This is a genomic window from Pseudomonas sp. GL-R-19 (assembly GCF_019956375.1).
Classification (GTDB): Bacteria; Pseudomonadota; Gammaproteobacteria; order Pseudomonadales; family Pseudomonadaceae; genus Aquipseudomonas.
The window spans coordinates 1-16485 of record NZ_JAHBDJ010000005.1 but is presented as its reverse complement, the minus strand read 5'-3'; the positions used below and the strand labels follow the sequence as shown (position 1 = coordinate 16485).

The 16485-nt window shown below is 60.6% G+C and carries 15 protein-coding genes; 6 read left to right on the top strand and 9 right to left on the bottom strand.

Translation table 11 applies throughout. The features are described from left to right. Positions 1–13: 13 nt before the first annotated feature. Positions 14–691 carry a TetR/AcrR family transcriptional regulator gene (locus tag KGA83_RS02815; RefSeq protein WP_223528269.1) on the bottom strand — a complete coding sequence of 226 codons (678 nt, stop codon included), beginning with the start codon at positions 689–691 and terminating at the stop codon, positions 14–16. 102 nt (positions 692–793) lie between these two features. Further along, on the bottom strand, positions 794–2695 hold the full coding sequence (gene quiC / locus KGA83_RS02810; protein ID WP_223528266.1) for a 3-dehydroshikimate dehydratase QuiC: 1902 nt from the start codon (positions 2693–2695) through the stop codon (positions 794–796). Positions 2696–3084: 389 nt separating this feature from the next. Between quiC and KGA83_RS02805 the strand changes: the two genes are divergently transcribed. Further along, on the top strand, positions 3085–4422 hold the full coding sequence (locus KGA83_RS02805; RefSeq protein ID WP_108216384.1) for an MFS transporter: 1338 nt from the start codon (positions 3085–3087) through the stop codon (positions 4420–4422). A gap of 139 nt (positions 4423–4561) precedes the next feature. Here KGA83_RS02805 and KGA83_RS02800 read toward each other — a convergent pair whose 3' ends face one another. Both KGA83_RS02800 and KGA83_RS02795 read right to left on the bottom strand, forming a co-directional pair. Next, positions 4562–5446, bottom strand: coding sequence for a DMT family transporter (locus KGA83_RS02800; RefSeq protein WP_108216383.1), 885 nt, complete (start codon positions 5444–5446; stop codon positions 4562–4564). Between the two features lie 123 nt (positions 5447–5569). Then, positions 5570–6346, bottom strand: coding sequence for an IclR family transcriptional regulator (locus KGA83_RS02795; RefSeq protein WP_108216382.1), 777 nt, complete (start codon positions 6344–6346; stop codon positions 5570–5572). A gap of 166 nt (positions 6347–6512) precedes the next feature. On the opposite strand from KGA83_RS02795, the gene KGA83_RS02790 reads away from it, so the two are divergent. After that, positions 6513–7406: a neutral zinc metallopeptidase gene (locus tag KGA83_RS02790; protein WP_223528263.1), complete on the top strand. Its 894-nt coding sequence runs from the start codon at positions 6513–6515 to the stop codon at positions 7404–7406. Continuing rightward, entirely contained in the window at positions 7407–8366 is a 960-nt protein-coding gene (locus tag KGA83_RS02785) for an alpha/beta hydrolase (protein ID WP_223528260.1), read from the top strand. 143 nt (positions 8367–8509) lie between these two features. Here the strand turns inward: KGA83_RS02785 and KGA83_RS02780 are convergent, their stop codons facing one another. From KGA83_RS02780 to KGA83_RS02770, 3 genes are all read right to left on the bottom strand, one after another. After that, positions 8510–9103 (bottom strand): HAD family hydrolase, encoded by a 594-nt coding sequence (locus KGA83_RS02780; RefSeq protein ID WP_108216379.1) that lies wholly within the window; start codon positions 9101–9103, stop codon positions 8510–8512. After that, the gene (gene tesB / locus KGA83_RS02775) at positions 9100–9969 is read right to left on the bottom strand and encodes an acyl-CoA thioesterase II (RefSeq protein ID WP_223528258.1); all 870 of its coding nucleotides are present in this window, start codon (positions 9967–9969) and stop codon (positions 9100–9102) included. Before tesB ends, KGA83_RS02780 begins: the two co-directional genes overlap by 4 nt. Positions 9970–10073: 104 nt before the next feature. After that, complete coding sequence (locus tag KGA83_RS02770; protein ID WP_223528254.1) at positions 10074–10643, bottom strand: GNAT family N-acetyltransferase; 570 nt, start codon at positions 10641–10643, stop codon at positions 10074–10076. Positions 10644–10722: 79 nt separating this feature from the next. On the opposite strand from KGA83_RS02770, the gene KGA83_RS02765 reads away from it, so the two are divergent. Further along, positions 10723–11643, top strand: coding sequence for a histone deacetylase (locus KGA83_RS02765; protein ID WP_223528251.1), 921 nt, complete (start codon positions 10723–10725; stop codon positions 11641–11643). A 289-nt stretch (positions 11644–11932) separates the two neighbouring features. Further along, positions 11933–13174, top strand: coding sequence for a TIGR03862 family flavoprotein (locus tag KGA83_RS02760; RefSeq protein WP_177413223.1), 1242 nt, complete (start codon positions 11933–11935; stop codon positions 13172–13174). A gap of 121 nt (positions 13175–13295) precedes the next feature. Here KGA83_RS02760 and KGA83_RS02755 read toward each other — a convergent pair whose 3' ends face one another. After that, positions 13296–14636 carry a DEAD/DEAH box helicase gene (locus KGA83_RS02755; protein ID WP_108216374.1) on the bottom strand — a complete coding sequence of 447 codons (1341 nt, stop codon included), beginning with the start codon at positions 14634–14636 and terminating at the stop codon, positions 13296–13298. A 78-nt stretch (positions 14637–14714) separates the two neighbouring features. Next, a complete protein-coding gene (gene yedA / locus KGA83_RS02750) occupies positions 14715–15647 on the bottom strand; it encodes a drug/metabolite exporter YedA (protein ID WP_108216373.1) in 933 nt (310 codons plus the stop codon). 164 nt (positions 15648–15811) lie between these two features. On the opposite strand from yedA, the gene KGA83_RS02745 reads away from it, so the two are divergent. Further along, positions 15812–16264, top strand: a complete 453-nt coding sequence (locus KGA83_RS02745; protein ID WP_007990688.1) for an Lrp/AsnC family transcriptional regulator — start codon at positions 15812–15814, stop codon at positions 16262–16264. The last annotated feature ends 221 nt before the right edge of the window (positions 16265–16485 follow it).

The window sequence follows — 16485 nt, the reverse complement described above, 5'->3', positions numbered from 1 at the left end:
GGCTGCGATCTTTTCAAGCCTGTAAATAACGCAGGACCGACTCGCAAATCATCTCCCGATGACGCTGCTTGATGCTTTCGTCCGGCAAGTCGATCTGGAAAATCTCACCCACGGTATGGCGGTTCGAAACGCGATAGAAGCAGAACGAACTGATCAGCAGATGCACATCCAGCGGCACCAGGCCGGCGCGGAAGACACCCTCTTCAACGCCACGACGCAGAATCACATCAAGGGAATCGAGAACAGTGTTGTTCATCGCCCTGATCGCCTCGGAACGCTTCACGTACTCGGCGTTGTGAATGTTCTCGATACTGACGATGCGCACGAAATCGACGTTGCGATCATGGTGGTCGAAGGTGAATTCAACCATCCGCCGAATGGCTTCCACCGGAGGCAGTTCGGTCAGGTGCAGGCGGCTTTCGGTGTTGCGGATATCGCCGTAAAGCTTCTCCAGCACTTCGACGTAGAGCTGTTCCTTACTGCCGAAGTAGTAATAGATCATGCGCTTGGAGGTGTGGATGCGCTCGGCGATGGCATCGACGCGAGCACCGGAAAGCCCCTGCTGGACGAATTCGACAATCGCCTCCTGCAGGATGTTTTCGCGGGTCTTTTCCGGATTGTTCTTGCGACTCTTGCGCGGCTCTGCACCCGGTTCTACGGAGGCTGCGGGGAGTTCTGAGGTCATTGTCATTGCGGGCTCACGGCCATCACTGCACAGGCTGGCGATTATGGGCCGCGCAACACAGTGAAGGAAGCTGCGCGGCCCATGTTTAATCCCGCGTTTACGAATTTTCTACAACTTCGCCTGGCGCAATGCGCCGCTACGGGATTTGGCCATGGCCGCCAGCCGCACCGCGACGTTGGCAGCGCCGTAGCCGGCATAACCGTTTTTACGCTGGATGATCTCGAAGAAGAATCGCCCCTCGAACGGCTCGGTGTACACATGAAACAGCTCACCGCCCTGGGCGTCGCGGTCGTACAGCACGTTGTAGTAGGCCAGTTCACTGAGGTACTCGTCGTCGAAATCGAACCGCGCCGCCAGGTCATCGTAGTAGTTGAGCGGGATATCCAGCAGCGGCACGCCCGCCTCTTTTGCACGGCTGACCTGGGCAAATATGTCATCACAATCAAACGCGATGTGATGCACACCGGAACCGCGATAACTCGACAGCGCGTGTGAGATCGCAGTGTTGCGGTTCTCGGAAATGTTCAGCGGCAGGCGGATCGAACTGTCGCGACTGCGCAAGGCACGGCTCTTCACCAGACCGTAAGGATCGGGCAACACAACTTCATCGTCCGCCTCGAAATCCAGCAGGCTCTTATAGAACAGCACCCAGCTGTCGAGGCTGTCGGCCGGCAGCGCCATAGCCATGTGGTCGATGCGCTTGAGGCCGCCGCTGGCCGGCGCATCCGCCAGCAGATTGAAGTCGATGCCGTAGACGTCGGCATCCTGGTCCACCAGATAGATCAGGCTGCCATCCGGCGCACGCACCGCCGCCAGTTCCAGTTCATTGGGGCCGACCAGTCCGCGATAGGGCTGACCCTTGTAGGCTACGGCACGGGCCAATGCGCTCGCACTGTCCTTGACCCGCACGGCGGTAGCGCACAACGAAGGGCCGTGTGCTTCGAAAAAGCTGTGGCCGAAAGAGTAAGGTTCGGAGTTGAGGATCAGGTTGATATCGCCCTGGCGCATCAAGCTGACGCTCTTGGAGCGATGCTGCCCGACCCTGGCGAACCCTAGCCGCTCCAGCCAATGGGAGAGTTTGGCGCCGAGGCTTTCGTCCACGGCAAACTCCAGAAACTCGATGCCGTTGTACTCGCTGGCCTTGGGTGTTTCGAACAGAATCTCGGAGTTGGCCGCAGGCTTGGCTTCCCGGGCCAGACGCTCGCGGGTTTTCTCCTCCAGGTACAACAACGAGCGCAAGCCGTCGGCGGCGTTGGCTCGTGGCGGCGCGGCGCGGAAACCGTCGTTGAAGATTTCCAGCGACAAAGGCCCGGTGTACCCGCTCTTGATGATCGGCGCGAGGAACCCCGGCAAATCGAATTCGCCCTGGCCCGGGAAGCAGCGAAAATGCCGGCTCCACTCCAGCACGTCCATGGCCAGGATCGGCGCGTCAGCCATTTGCACGAAGAAGATCTTGTCGCCCGGAATCTCGGCGATAGCGCTCGGATCGCCCTTGAGCGACAAGGTGTGAAAGCTGTCCAGCAACACGCCAAGGCTTGGGTGATCGGCCTGCCGCACGATGTTCCACACCTGTTGATACGTGTTCACATGCCGACCCCAGGCCAGCGCTTCGTAACCGATGCGCAGGCCGCGTGCCCCGGCGTGTTCGGCCAGCAGGCGCAAGTCATCGACCAGAATCCGTTCATCACCGATGGACTCGGCCGAGGCGTTGCTGCACACCAGCACCAGGTCAGTGCCCAACTCCTGCATCAGGTCGAACTTGCGCTCGGCGCGTTCCAGATTGCGCGACAGCCGATCTCGCCGACAGCCTTCGAAATCACGGAATGGTTGAAACAGGGTGATGGCGATCCCGAGATCGGCGCACATCTGTTTAATTTCCCGTGGACTACCGTCGTAGTAGAGAAGGTCGTTCTCGAAAATCTCGACGCCGTCGAAACCGGCGGCAGCAATGGCTTCGAGTTTTTCCGGCAGGGTACCGCTCAAGGATACGGTGGCAATGGAACGCTGCATATTTCGGCTCCCGGTGGAGGCAATCTTGTTAGGGGCGTTGCACGCGCTTACGTAGGAGCTGCCGAAGGCTCGGTCCGCGCTCGGGCGATCTTTTGATGTTGATTTCGGTTGATCGAGGAAGACCAAAGTCAACAGATCGCAGCCTTCGGCAGCTCCTACGTGGGTAGCGTTTGTCTTGCGAGAATTATTGGGCTGACAGACTTACACAGCAATTCAAAGTGTACTATCCAGTTAGTTTTGTGTGCGATTATCGAACAAAATGGCCGTAGGCGAATTGACGATTTTTTGTCCACTGCCCAACATCGCCCTCACATTAAGTCCGGACACGCAGCACCGGCCGCGATGCCCAAAAACACCAAATAACAAATTCAAAAAAACGGGTGGTACACATGATTCCTTCCCAAAGCTCACGCATGGCTGCGGCCATGAACGTCACTGCCGGTGGCATAGGCAACAAAATCCGCGGCGCCATGGCGGTCGGCAAAACCCGTTGGGGCATGCTGGCGCTGGTGTTTTTCGCCACCACCCTGAACTACATCGACCGCGCCGCCCTGGGCGTGATGCAGCCCATCCTGGCCAAGGAAATGAGTTGGACGGCGATGGATTACGCCAACATCAACTTCTGGTTCCAGGTGGGTTACGCCATCGGGTTCGTTCTGCAAGGCCGGTTGATCGACCGGGTCGGCGTCAAGCGCGTGTTCTTCTGCGCCGTACTGCTCTGGAGCCTGGCGACCGGCGCCCACGGCCTGGCCACTTCGGCGGTCGGCTTCATGGTTTGTCGCTTCATCCTCGGCCTGACTGAAGCTGCGAACTACCCGGCTTGCGTGAAAACCACGCGCCTGTGGTTCCCGGCCGGCGAGCGCGCCGTGGCCACCGGCATTTTCAACGCTGGCACCAACGTCGGCGCGATGTTCACACCGATGCTGCTGCCATTGATCCTGCACGTCTGGGGCTGGCAGGCCGCGTTCCTGTGCATGTCGGCACTGGGCGGGATCTGGCTGCTGTTCTGGGGCCTGAAGTACTTCAACCCGGAAGACCATCCGAGCGTCAAACAGTCGGAACTGGACTACATCCAGAACGAAGTCGAACCGGAACAAACCCGCGTGCCGTTCTCGAAAATCCTGCGCATGCGTGGCACCTGGGCCTTCGCCCTCGCCTACTCGATCACCGCACCGGTGTTCTGGTTCTACCTGTACTGGCTGCCGCCGTTCCTCAACCAGCAATACAACCTGGGCATCAACGTCACCCAGATGGGTATCCCGCTGATCATCATCTACCTCACTGCCGACTTCGGTAGCGTTGGCGGCGGCATCCTCTCCTCGTTCCTGATCGGTCGCGGAGTCAACCCGATCAAGGCGCGACTGATGTCCATGTTCCTGTTCGCCTGCTGCATCATCGGCGTGATCATGGCGGCCGGCTCCAGCAACCTGTGGGTCGCGGTGTTCGCCATCTCCCTGGCCATCGGCGCACACCAGGCCTGGACCGCGAACATCTGGAGCCTGGTGATGGACTACACGCCCAAGCACATGATGAGTACGGTGTTCGGCTTCGGCGGCATGTGTGCGGCGATTGGCGGGATGTTCATGACCCAGCTGGTCGGCCACATCCTGACCATCACCAACAACAACTACACCGTGCTGTTCACCATGATTCCGGCGATGTACTTCATTGCGCTGACCTGGATGTACTTCATGGCACCGCGCAAGATTCCTACCGTCACTGACTGAAGTTCGGCGCAATACCCCCTGTAGGAGCGAGCATGCTCGCGAAAAACCTGAGAGCGACGCGGGTATCCAGACAACCCGCGTCATCGTTAACGAACATCGCGAGCAGGCTCGCTCCTACAGGTCATTTTTCTTTGGGCTTTTACCGACGGCTTTGCTGCCAGGCCGCTGCCAACCCGCTACAGCAGATAACGGCAATGCCGAGCACGGTGGTCAGTGTCGGCGTATGGGAAAACAGCAGCCAGCCCAGCAGGCCGGCGAAGATGATCTGGCAATAGCTGAACGGTGCCAGCAGTGCCGGTGCCGCGAGGCGGAAAGCCTGGGTCAGGAACAGGTGTGCCGTCATCCCGCAGGCCCCCAGCGCCAGCATCATCGCGCCATGCACCAGGTTCGGCGTCTGCCAGAAGAACGGCACCAGCGCACTCATCACCAGCGTGTTGCACAAGCCGGCGAAGAAATTGCTGGTGGTCGGGCTGTCGATCTCGCTGAGCTTGCGTGTCAGCAGTTGATAAAAGCAGAAAAACAGCGCAGAGCAGAACGGCAGCAACACCGCCGGAGTAAACAAATCTCCCCCGGGGTGAACGATGATCAACACCCCGATGAAACCGCAAATCACCGCCAGCCATTGCCCCCGTGTCACTCGCTCCTTCAGCAGCGGCACCGACAACGCGGTGACCAGCACCGGAGCGAGGAAGTTGACCGACGTAGCCTCGGCCAGCGGGATGTACATCAAGCCTGTGGTGAAAAACAGACTGGTACCCAGCAGGCACAGCGCCCGGATCAGCTGAAGCAATGGCCGTTTGGTACGCAGCACTCGCAGCCCGGATTGCGGCAGGAAAATCCCGGCCATCAGCAAGGTGTGAACCACGTAACGCGCCCAGACCACCATGACAATGGGATAGAAACCCGAGAGATATTTGGAAAAGGCGTCGTGGCTGGAAAACAGGAAGGTCGCGACAACGATCAGCAGGATCCCTTTGAAGGGCTGATTGACGCCGGAAAGCGGGGTGCTGCTGGGCGACGTCAAGGCGAAGTCCTTTTATGGGTTGAGGCGAGACTTAAATAATTTAGAACCCGGTTCCATTTTATGACATCAATGACTCAAGAAAGTGTGCGAATACCGCACACTCCATTCAAGCAGACATCACGCTCAACTGAACAACGCTGACGCCTGGCTCGCCAGCGAAAGCTCTTCGGCGTACTTCAACAAGGTCGACGCCAACTCATGCAAGCGCGCACCGGGCATTCGCGCGCTTGGCCCGGCAATACTGAGCACACCGATCGCCCGGCCATCCAGTGGATGACGTACCACGGCGGCAATCGCCGAGGTGCCCACCGCCGAACTTTCCTCGACCCAGGCGTAGCCTTGCTCCCGCGCCAGACGCAAGCGCTCCAGCAGTTCAACATTCGAACGCGGTGCATTAGGCCCGATGTCCCGAGGCAATTCGGCCCCTTGCCGCTCGACCAGCGACAGTGCCTCGGCATCGCTCATGCACGCCAGCCACGCATGCCCGGAAGCCGTGTAGAACAATGGCGCATCACGCCCCATGTCCGGGTCGTAGCGCAGGCCCGAGCGGGCCCCCTGGGACTTGGCGATCCAGACGGGCCGTTCACCCTGAATCACCCCCAGACGCACCAGTTCACCGGTTTCCCCGGCCAGTCGATCAAGCACTGGCTGAACGATATCCGCACCGCTGCCGGACAGGTATCGAAAGCCCATGGCCACCAGCTTGGTCGACAGGTGATAGCGCAGGTTGTCCGGATTCTGCCGCACGTAACCCAGGCGAATCAGTTCGGCGAGCAACCGATGAGTCGCGCTTTTAGGGATTTCCAATTGCTCGGCCAACGTCTGCATCGGCAAACCCTGCGGTTCACTGGTCAGGCTTTCCAGCACGCTGAAGACACGTTCGATCTGACTGCCGGCCATGGTAGGTCCCAAACGAAATTTGGCTGATTCTAGAAGAGAAGCCCCGCGAAGCATAATTTGGAACCTGTCGCACAACCGGCAGTCTGACGACCGGACTGGCGTCGCTCCCACTTGGCAGCAACACTCATCGCACGGAGCTTTACCCGGAACAGAAGAGGATTCCCACATGCTATGGAAAAAAGGCCGACGCAGCGACAACGTGGTCGATGCCCGTGGTGATGATGTCGGCGGTGGCGGCGGTGGGATGCGCATAGGCGGTGGCAAGGGCCTGAGCCTGACGGCGATCCTGCTGATCGTCGGCATCGGTTGGATCACCGGCCAGGATCCGCTGCAAATCCTCGGACAACTGACCGGTCAAATTGGCCAGCAATCGGCGCCTGCTACCCACCAGAGTCGCAAGGCACCGCCGGTCAATGATGAAAGCGCGGAGTTCGTTCGTTCGATCCTCGGCGATACCGAGGATACCTGGGGTGCAATTTTCCAGCAGGCTGGCCGCCAATACAAAGACCCGACCCTGGTGCTGTTCAGCAACCGCGTGAGTTCGGCCTGCGGCCTGGCCAGCTCGGCGACCGGCCCGTTCTATTGCCCCGCGGACCAGAAAGTCTACCTGGACATGGCGTTCTTCCAGGAAATGTCCCAACGCTTTTCCGCCGCGGGTGACTTCGCCCAGGCCTACGTGATCGCTCACGAAGTCGGACACCATGTGCAGACCCTGCTTGGGGTGTCCGCAAAAATTCAGGCAGCACGCCAACAAGGCCGGCAGATGGAAGGCGACGGCGGTTTGCTGGTTCGTCAGGAACTGCAAGCCGATTGCCTGGCCGGCGTCTGGGCCAACAATGCGCAGAAGCGTCTGAACTGGCTGGAACCAGGCGACATCGAAGAAGCACTGAACGCAGCGAACGCCATCGGTGACGATCGTTTGCAGCAACAGGGTCAGGGCCGCGTGGTCCCGGACTCGTTCACCCACGGTACGTCGGCGCAACGGGTGCGCTGGTTCAAAACCGGTTTCGCCCAAGGCCAGGTTGGCCAGTGCGATACCTTTGCGGCGAAAAATCTGTAAATGAAGAATTGGTTGTTGGTTGTTCTGTTTACTTGCGCAACGTCCCAGGCCGCCGAGCAGGGGGTCAAAGACCTCAGCTCAGGGCGCCTGCTGTTGAAATCAGGTGAAATCGCGGTGGGCATCAGCCCCGCCCCGGCAAAAATCGAACGGGTGCTGATCATCCTCCACGGTCGCTTGCGCAATGCGCAAACCTATCTGCAAAGCGGCGAACACGCCGCCGAACTCGCCGGACAGAGCGCGACGACACTGGTGATCGCCCCGCAATTCCTCAATGAAACCGACGTTGCGGTCCATCCGGTGGCCGACACGGTTTTGCGTTGGCAAGGCAATGAGTGGATGGCCGGCGGCGAATCCACGGCGCCGTTTCGGCTGAGTTCCTACGCCGCGCTCGACGAAATCATCGCCCGCCTGGGTGACCGCCAGCAGTTTCCGGATGTGAAACAAATCGTCATCGCCGGGCACTCCGGCGGCGCGCAGGTGGTTCAGCGCTATGCATTACTCGGTCACGCGCAGTCCGGCCTCGATGCGGCTGGCGTGCAGGTGCGCTACGTGATCGCCAATCCGTCCTCCTACGCTTATTTCGATGAACGCCGGCCTGTGGCGTTCAGCCACGCGGGCTGCCCGAATTTCAATCGCTGGAAGTACGGCCTGGCGGATTTACCGGCCTACGCCGAAGGGCAAACCGCCGCGCAGTTGCAGGAAAATTACCTCAAGCGTGAAGTCGTTTATCTGCTGGGGCAGCAAGACATCGACCCGAATCATCCGGCGCTGGACAAGAGCTGCGAGGCTCGGGCTCAAGGACCTTACCGATTGGCGCGCGGGCGCTTTTACTTTGATTATCTGAAGCGGCTGCAACCGCAAGGGTTGAAGCAGCAACTGGTTGAAGTGCCAGGGGTCGGGCATAACGGCGACGGGATGTTTACTTCGCCGGAGGGGCAGAAGGCTTTGTTTGGCCAGTAGGTTTTGCAGTTCCTGATCTGACGCCTTCGCGAGCAGGCTCGCTCCCACAAGGATTTTGCGGTGAACACATCATTTGTGAACACCAGAGATCACATGTGGGAGCGAGCCTGCTCGCGAAAGCGGTTGCCCAGGCAACCAAGCACTCAAGCCAACAGCATCTGCCGCAACTCGACACAATCCGCCGCATGCCAATCGGTCAATTCCGGCCATGGATTATCCGGCAGATTCACCAGCACCGTGCGCGCTCCCGCCGCTCGCCCGCAATCGAGATCGAAGCGGTAATCACCGACCATCACCATCTCGCTCGCCGGCACCTTCCACGCTTCGGCCAGTTTCAGCAACCCGCCGGGATGCGGTTTGGGCGGTGCATCATCGCGGCCCAACACATCCTCCAGCGCAAAGCAGTCGGCCAGGCCAATGGCCTCCAGCGTGACATGCGCCAGCTCCCGGGCATTGCGCGTGAGAATGCCCAGGCGATAACCGCGCCCGGCCAGCTCGCGCACCAGCTCCACCGCGCCCGGTGCCGGTTGCGAACCGAGGGCCAGGTCCCGCTCATGCTCCAGCAGCCACGCATGTTTGGCTGCGGCTTCATCGGCCGGCAGTTCGGCGAGGTGAGTCAGGATGTCGTGTTCGGCAGGAATCGCCAACGCCACGCGAATCGCCGCGAAGTCGTGCACGGCAACCGTCAGGGTACCGTCCATGTCGAACACCCAGTGACGCACATCGGCCAGGCTCATGCCCAGTCCTTGCGATGACGGATCAAGCCTTCCTGGGTGACCGAGGCCACCAGTTGCCCGGCGCGGTTGTACACGCTGCCACGGGAGAATCCCCGGGAGTTGCCGGCCCACGGGCTGTCCATCGCGTAGAGCAACCAGTCATCGGCACGCAGATTCTGGTGGAACCACAGCGCGTGATCGAGGCTGGCAACCTGCATGTCCTTGTGCCACACCGATTTGCCGTGGGGCTGCATCGAGGTGACCAGCAGACCGAAGTCGGATGCATAGGCCAGCAGGTATTTATGCAGCGCCGGCGAATCGGCCAGCGCCCCGTCGGCGCGGAACCAGACGTACTTGACCGGATCGGACGGCAGCGGGTTGTAGGGATCTTTCTCGGTCACCGGGCGGAATTCGATGGGCTTGGGGCACAACAGCTTTTCGCGCATTTTCTCGGGGATCAGATGCGCGCGCTGCTGGGTGATTTCCAGCTCCGAGGGCAGATTTTCCGGGCCGACCACCACCGGCATTTCGCTCTGGTGCTCAAAGCCTTCTTCGTCGTACTGGAACGACGCGCTGCACGTGAAGATCGGGTGGCCCTTCTGAATCGCCGTCACCCGGCGCGTGCTGAAACTGCCACCGTCACGCACCCGGTCAACCTGATACACCACCGGCAGCCCGGCATCGCCCGGACGCAGGAAATAGCCGTGCATCGAATGCACATGGCGCGCCTCTTCAACCGTCTGACTGGCCGCCGACAGCGACTGGCCGAGCACCTGCCCACCGAACAACTGGCGAAACCCCAGATCCTGGCTGCGGCCACGGAACAGGTTTTCTTCGATCGGCTCCAGGGTCAGCAGGTCGACCAGATCATCCAACACTTGGCTCATTCAGATGCTCCTCACGCAAAACATTGCCGCGCAGCCTTGGCTGCAACGGTCGATTCAGTTTCTGGACCGGGCCCATGAAGGCCATTGTAAACGTCCGTGCCAGGTTATCCATGCAAGGTTTGCAGCCATTGTTCCCGGCTGATGCGATACAGCACATGCCGACGCAGCGGATGATCGGCTTCGAGTTGCGGGTGATCGAAGTCATCCGCCGGATCATTGTGCATGCCGATGGCCTGCATGACTTTCTCTGACGGTAGATTGGTGTGCGTCGTGAAGGCCACGACCTCTTTGAGCGGCAAGCGATCGAACCCGCAACGCAGAGCGGTCCACGCCGCTTCACTGGCGTAACCGAGGCCCCAGTGTTCGCGGGCCAGGCGCCAGCCGATTTCCGTGGCCGGGGTGAAAGGCGCATCGAATCCGACCACACTCAACCCGGTAAACCCGATGAACTGGCCAGAGTCCTTTCGCTGCAAGGCCCAGAGACCATAACCATGCTCGGCGAAATGGCCACGGATTCGCCCGATCAATGATGCGCTTTCCAGTCGGCTCAAGGTTGCCGGAAAATAGCGCATCACCTGCGGATCGGCACACATCGCTGCAAAGTCCGCTAAATCTTCATCGCGCCACTGGCGCAACAGCAGCCGAGCGCTTTCAAGCTCCAGTATTGGCTCCATCGTGCCCCGCCCCTCCATTTCAATGTCGCAAGTCTACAACGCTGGTAGGATCCTTCTCTCATTCCTACATGAAATGACCATGCCACTGCCGCTGATTTATCACGAAGACTACAGTCCCGAGTTTCCGGCGGACCACCGCTTCCCCATGGACAAGTTCCGACTGTTGCGCGACCACCTGGTGGACAGCGGCCTGACCTGCGACGCCGGCCTGCTGCGCCCGCAGCTGTGTCCCGCAGACATTCTCGCCCTCGCCCATGACCCTTCGTATATCGAACGCTACATGAGTGGCGAGTTGTCCCGCGAAGACCAGCGCCGCCTCGGCCTGCCCTGGAGCGAAGCCCTGGCCCGGCGCACGGTGCGGGCGGTCGGCGGCTCGTTGCTGGCGGCCGAGCAGGCGCTTGAACATGGCCTGGCCTGTCACCTGGCGGGCGGCACCCACCACGCGCACTACGACTATCCGGCCGGATTTTGCATCTTCAATGACCTGGCGGTGATCAGCCATTACCTGCTGGAAAGTGGAAAGGTGAACCGGGTGCTGATCTTCGATTGCGACGTGCATCAGGGCGACGGGACTGCACGAATTCTGCACAACACCCCGCAAGCAGTGACCGTTTCCCTGCACTGCGAAAAGAACTTTCCCGCACGCAAGGCCGAAAGCGACTGGGACATTCCACTGCCCAACGGCATGGGCGATGCCGATTACCTGAAGGTCGTGGACGATGCACTCAACTACCTGCTGCCGCTCTACCAACCGGACCTGGTGCTGTATGACGCCGGGGTCGATGTGCATAAGGACGACGCCCTGGGTTATCTGCAGCTGACAGACGAAGGCGTCGCCGCCCGCGATGAAAGCGTGATGCGCCATTGCCTGGGCCGCGACATTCCGCTGGTCGGGGTGATCGGCGGCGGGTACAGCAAGGACCGCCAGGCCCTGGCTCGCCGCCACGGCATCCTCCATCACAGCGCGCAACGCGTCTGGCAGTCATCAGGCTGTCACTGAGCTGTGGATGCTTTACCCACAATGCCTGTGGAACTGCCTGTGGATAACCTGAGTGAAAGGGCCTGCAGCCCATGCCGTCTATAGGCTACAGAGCATTGGTTGTTTTTTAACCACCTTCAAAAGCACCTATGATCTCTGTAGGAGCGAGCTTGCTCGCGAAAAACTCACCGTCGCCGCTGAGCAGTTGGTCATCCGCGTTATCGTTCAAGACCTTCGCGAGCAAGCTCGCTCCTACAGAAGGCAGGGCGGTAGAATGCCCGGCTTATTCCGGCAGACCGCAGCGCATCCCATGACCCAATCTTCGCCAGCCCTCCCCCCTCACGTCGCCATCATCGGCGGCGGCCCCGCCGGTCTGATGGCGGCTGAAGTGTTGAGCCGGGCCGGGATCAAGGTCGACCTGTACGACGGCATGCCTTCGGTCGGACGAAAATTCCTCCTGGCCGGCGTCGGCGGCATGAACATCACTCACTCTGAAGCCTACCCGGCGTTTCTCTCGCGCTACGCCGAACGCGCCCCGCAGATCGCCCCGCTGCTGCGCGGCTTCGGTGCCGATGCGCTGTGCCAATGGATTCACGAGCTAGGCATCGAAACCTTCGTCGGCAGTTCCGGCCGGGTATTCCCCACCGACATGAAAGCCGCGCCGCTGCTGCGCGCCTGGCTCAAGCGCCTGCGCGACGGCGGCGTAGTTATCCACACCCGCCACCGCTGGCTCGGCTGGAACGAGCACGGCGGTTTGCGCATCGACAGCCCGGAAGGCGAAAAAACCGTGAAAGCCGATGCCACCCTGCTCGCCCTCGGTGGCGGCAGTTGGTCGCGCCTGGGCTCGGACGGCGCGTGGATGTTGTCGCTGGAGCAACACGGCGTGGGACTGGCACCGTTGCAACCGAGCAATTGCGGCTTTGAGGTGCAGGCCTGGAGCGAATTGATGGTCAGTAAATTCGCCGGCGCGCCGCTGAAAAACATCGCCATCGGCCTTAACGACGACGTGCCACGGCTCGGCGAATGTGTGATTACCGCCACCGGGATCGAGGGCAGTTTGATCTACGCCCTGTCGGCACCGATCCGCGAGGCGATCAACCAGCACGGCTCGGCAACCCTTCATCTGGACCTGTTGCCGGGCCGGCCTGTGGATAAAGTTGCGGCGGCGTTGAGCAAACCCCGGGGATCGCGCTCCATGGCCAAGCACCTGCACAGTCAGTTGGGTATCGATGGGGTAAAAGCGGTGCTATTGCGTGAACTCACGCCTGCCGAAGCATTTACCGACCCGAGCCTGCTGGCCAAATCGATCAAGGCGTTGCCACTGACCCTGGTGAAAACCCGCCCACTGGACGAGGCCATCAGCAGTGCTGGCGGCGTTTTATTCGAAGCGATGGATGAGCGATTGATGCTCAAGCAGATGCCTGGCGTGTTTTGCGCCGGGGAAATGCTCGATTGGGAAGCGCCGACGGGCGGTTATCTGCTGACCGCGTGTTTCGCCAGCGGGCGGGCGGCCGGTCTTGGAATGATTGAGTGGTTGCAGCGCGAGGGCTGAAGACCGAGGCGCGTCCATCGCGAGCAGGCTCACTCCTACAGAAAAATGCATTCCAACTGTAGGAGCGAGCCGGCTCCGGGCGGCGTTCCGACGATGGCGGCTTAACAGACGTCGCAGTTAATCAAGGCTTGCGCTTACGCGGCCCGGTATTGAACACCGGCACCTTGCGTACAGGCTTGATCGACGGTTCCGCCGGCGCAACCTCTCCGCTATCAACCCACCGACCCAGATTGCGTTTACCACCGCCACCACCGGAAGCCTTGGGCTTCTTCGGTTTTTTCGGCTTCTTGACGACCTGGCCGCTGGCATCGGTGTCCGGCACGCGGTGCTCGGGTTCGAAGTCCGGTTCGTTCTGCCGTTTCAAGGTCTGGCGGGTCAGCATCTCGATGGCCGACAGCAGATTCACTTCATCGGCACACACCAGGGAAATCGCCTCGCCGGTCGAACCCGCGCGGCCGGTACGACCGATGCGGTGGATGTAGTCCTCAGCGACAATCGGCAAATCGAAGTTGACCACCATCGGCAGATCTTCGATGTCCAGGCCCCGAGCCGCCACGTCGGTAGCGACCAGAATCTGCACTTCACTCGCCTTGAACCGGTCCAGTGCGCGCTGACGGGTCGCCTGGGGTTTGTCGCCGTGGATACCGTCGGCATTGATGCCCAGGCCCTGAAGTTTTTCCACCAGCGCGTCCACGCCGTTGCGGGTCTTGGCGAACACCAGCACCTGCTTCCACTTGCCCTTGCGCATCAGGTGCACGAACAGTTCCGGCTTACGCTTCTTGTCCACCGTCACGATCCATTGCTTGACGGTATTGGCCGCGACGTTGCGCGGGCTGACTTCAATTGTCAGCGGGTCGTTGAGCATCTGCCCGGCCAGCAGGCGGATGTCATCGGAGAAGGTCGCGGAGAACAACAGCGTCTGACGTCTCGAAGGCAGCGCGCGGTAAATGTTCGCCAGCTCTTCGGAAAAGCCCAGGTCGAGCATGCGGTCGGCTTCGTCCAGCACCAGGGTTTGCAGCTGGTTGAACTTCAGCGCGTTCTGGCGGAACAGGTCGAGCAAGCGGCCCGGCGTCGCCACCAGCAGGTCGACACCGCTGCGCAGCTTCATCATTTGCGGGTTGATGCTGACGCCGCCGTACACCGCGTAAGTACGCAGCGGCAAGTTTTCGGCGTACTGGCGCACGGCTTCGTGAACCTGCTCGGCCAGCTCGCGGGTCGGCACCAGGATCAGCGCGCGGACCGAGTTGGCGGTGACTTTCGGCCCTTCCATGGCCAGCAGTTGCAACAGCGGCAGGGCGAAACCAGCGGTCTTGCCGGTGCCCGTCTGGGCCGCGGCCATCAGGTCACGACCGGCCAGCACCGCCGGAACGGCTTGCGCCTGAACCGGCGTCGGAGTCTGGTAGCCGAGCTTCTCAAGGGAGCGCAGCAAGGGTTCGATCAGGCCAAGGGTGGCGAAAGTCATGGGAGTACCGTAGGAAAATTCAGCGCGGGTTGTTCAAAACAAGTGTGCAAAACAAGATGCAATGGCGCGCAGTTTACCCTAATTCACACGGGATTCTGTCGGCACTGCCGTCGGCACCACTGGCCGCGCTGGCGTGCGACGCCACTGCGGCAAACCGATCAGCACCACGGCGCTGATGATCACTGCCATCGCCAGGGCTTCCTCGATACCGATAGTCTCGCCAACGAACACGATCCCCAGCAACACCGCCACCGCCGGGTTGACGTAGGCATAACTGGTGGCCGCCGCCGGACGCACGTGCTTTAACAGGTACATGTAGGCGTTGAAGGCGATGATCGAACCGAACACGGTCAGATACGCCAACGCGGCCCAACCTTCGAGCGGCGGCATCTTTTCCAGGTGTTCACCGCTTACCGCGCTGGCGATCAGCAACACGACGCCACCCACCAGCATTTCCACGGCACTGGCCATCGCGCCTTGAGGCAACGGCAAGTGTTTGCTCCATACCGAGCCGAAGGCCCAGGTCGCCGCCGCGAAAATCAGCAGGGCCGCACCCAGCGGGCTCGACTGCAGGTTGGAACCGAGGTTGAGCATGGCGATGCCGATCAAACCGAGCACAATCCCGGCCCATTCGAGACGGGTATTACGCGCGCCCCAGAAATATCCGCACAGCAAGGTAAACAGCGGCACCGTCGCTACTGCCAGAGCCGCCACCCCGGAAGCCACGCCCGTATGCTCGGCCACACTGACCGCACCGTTACCGCACGCCAGCAGCAAGACGCCAATCATCCCCGCGGCTTTCCATTGCGCCCAGGTCGGCGCCGGTGCCCCGCGCCAGCGCAGGAAGGCGTACATCAAGGTCCCGGCAATGACGAAGCGGATGCCGGCGAGCAGCAACGGCGGCCAATATTCCACGCCGATGCGGATCACCAGGTAGGTCGAGCCCCAAATCACGTACAACGCGAAAAAGGCAGCGATCAACGGCAAGGGAAAACGACGGAGGCCAGGCATGGGGAGCAGCTCGCAGGCAAGACAAGTGAACGGCTATTCTAGAAAGGCCAACGACGGAAAATAAGTTACAAAACCTGTTTATCGTACCGGTACACTTTTCAAAACACGGAGTTTTTTGCGATAAACCGTGTTTTCGAAAGTCAGTCATTTTCAGGAGCCGTTCCATGGACAAATACGACCGCATGCTGCTCAGCGCCCTGCTGGAAAACGGTCGCGCGTCCTACGCCGACCTGGCGCGCAAGGTCAACCTGTCCGCCCCGGCCGTGGCCGAGCGCGTGGCCAAGCTGGAAGCCAGCGGTGTGATCACCGGTTATCAGGCGAAGGTCGACATGGCCAAGCTTGGCCTGCCGATCCAGTGCGTGATCGAACTGCGCCTGAACCAGCACGGCAACCAGAAAGCCTACGACGACCTGATCAAAATCCCGCAATTGACCGAATGCCATCGGGTGACCGGCGACCCGTGCGTGATCATGCAAGCGGCTGTGGGCTCGATGCCGGAACTGGAAGAGCTGATCAACCGGATTGCCACGTTCGGGTTCAGCAAGACCTCGATTGTGCTGTCCAGCGCCATCGAGAAGCGGGTGCCGCTGGGGCATATCGAAGGGAATGGCAAATAGCTTTTCTGTAGGAGCGAGCTTGCTCGCGATGGTATTTCAGGCGCCAAGTGGTGTCGGCTGTACCTTTTTCGCGAGCAAGCTCGCTCCTACAAGGTGGACTGCACCCCAAAAGTTGGACACCAACCCTGACTTTTGGCGGTGTTTCCATGGGCAAGTTTTCGCTTCAGTTCAAAATTACGGCCATTGAGGCTTATATCAACGGCAATGAAGGCTTTCGCAAG

Coding starts and splice junctions, on each gene's coding strand:
- KGA83_RS02815 (WP_223528269.1), bottom strand. CDS start 691: ATGACAATGACCTCAGAACTCCCCGCAGCCTCCGTAGAACCGGGTGCA.
- quiC (WP_223528266.1), bottom strand. CDS start 2,695: ATGCAGCGTTCCATTGCCACCGTATCCTTGAGCGGTACCCTGCCGGAA.
- KGA83_RS02805 (WP_108216384.1), top strand. CDS start 3,085: ATGATTCCTTCCCAAAGCTCACGCATGGCTGCGGCCATGAACGTCACT.
- KGA83_RS02795 (WP_108216382.1), bottom strand. CDS start 6,346: ATGGCCGGCAGTCAGATCGAACGTGTCTTCAGCGTGCTGGAAAGCCTG.
- KGA83_RS02790 (WP_223528263.1), top strand. CDS start 6,513: ATGCTATGGAAAAAAGGCCGACGCAGCGACAACGTGGTCGATGCCCGT.
- KGA83_RS02785 (WP_223528260.1), top strand. CDS start 7,407: ATGAAGAATTGGTTGTTGGTTGTTCTGTTTACTTGCGCAACGTCCCAG.
- KGA83_RS02780 (WP_108216379.1), bottom strand. CDS start 9,103: ATGAGCCTGGCCGATGTGCGTCACTGGGTGTTCGACATGGACGGTACC.
- tesB (WP_223528258.1), bottom strand. CDS start 9,969: ATGAGCCAAGTGTTGGATGATCTGGTCGACCTGCTGACCCTGGAGCCG.
- KGA83_RS02770 (WP_223528254.1), bottom strand. CDS start 10,643: ATGGAGCCAATACTGGAGCTTGAAAGCGCTCGGCTGCTGTTGCGCCAG.
- KGA83_RS02765 (WP_223528251.1), top strand. CDS start 10,723: ATGCCACTGCCGCTGATTTATCACGAAGACTACAGTCCCGAGTTTCCG.
- KGA83_RS02760 (WP_177413223.1), top strand. CDS start 11,933: ATGACCCAATCTTCGCCAGCCCTCCCCCCTCACGTCGCCATCATCGGC.
- KGA83_RS02755 (WP_108216374.1), bottom strand. CDS start 14,636: ATGACTTTCGCCACCCTTGGCCTGATCGAACCCTTGCTGCGCTCCCTT.
- yedA (WP_108216373.1), bottom strand. CDS start 15,647: ATGCCTGGCCTCCGTCGTTTTCCCTTGCCGTTGATCGCTGCCTTTTTC.
- KGA83_RS02745 (WP_007990688.1), top strand. CDS start 15,812: ATGGACAAATACGACCGCATGCTGCTCAGCGCCCTGCTGGAAAACGGT.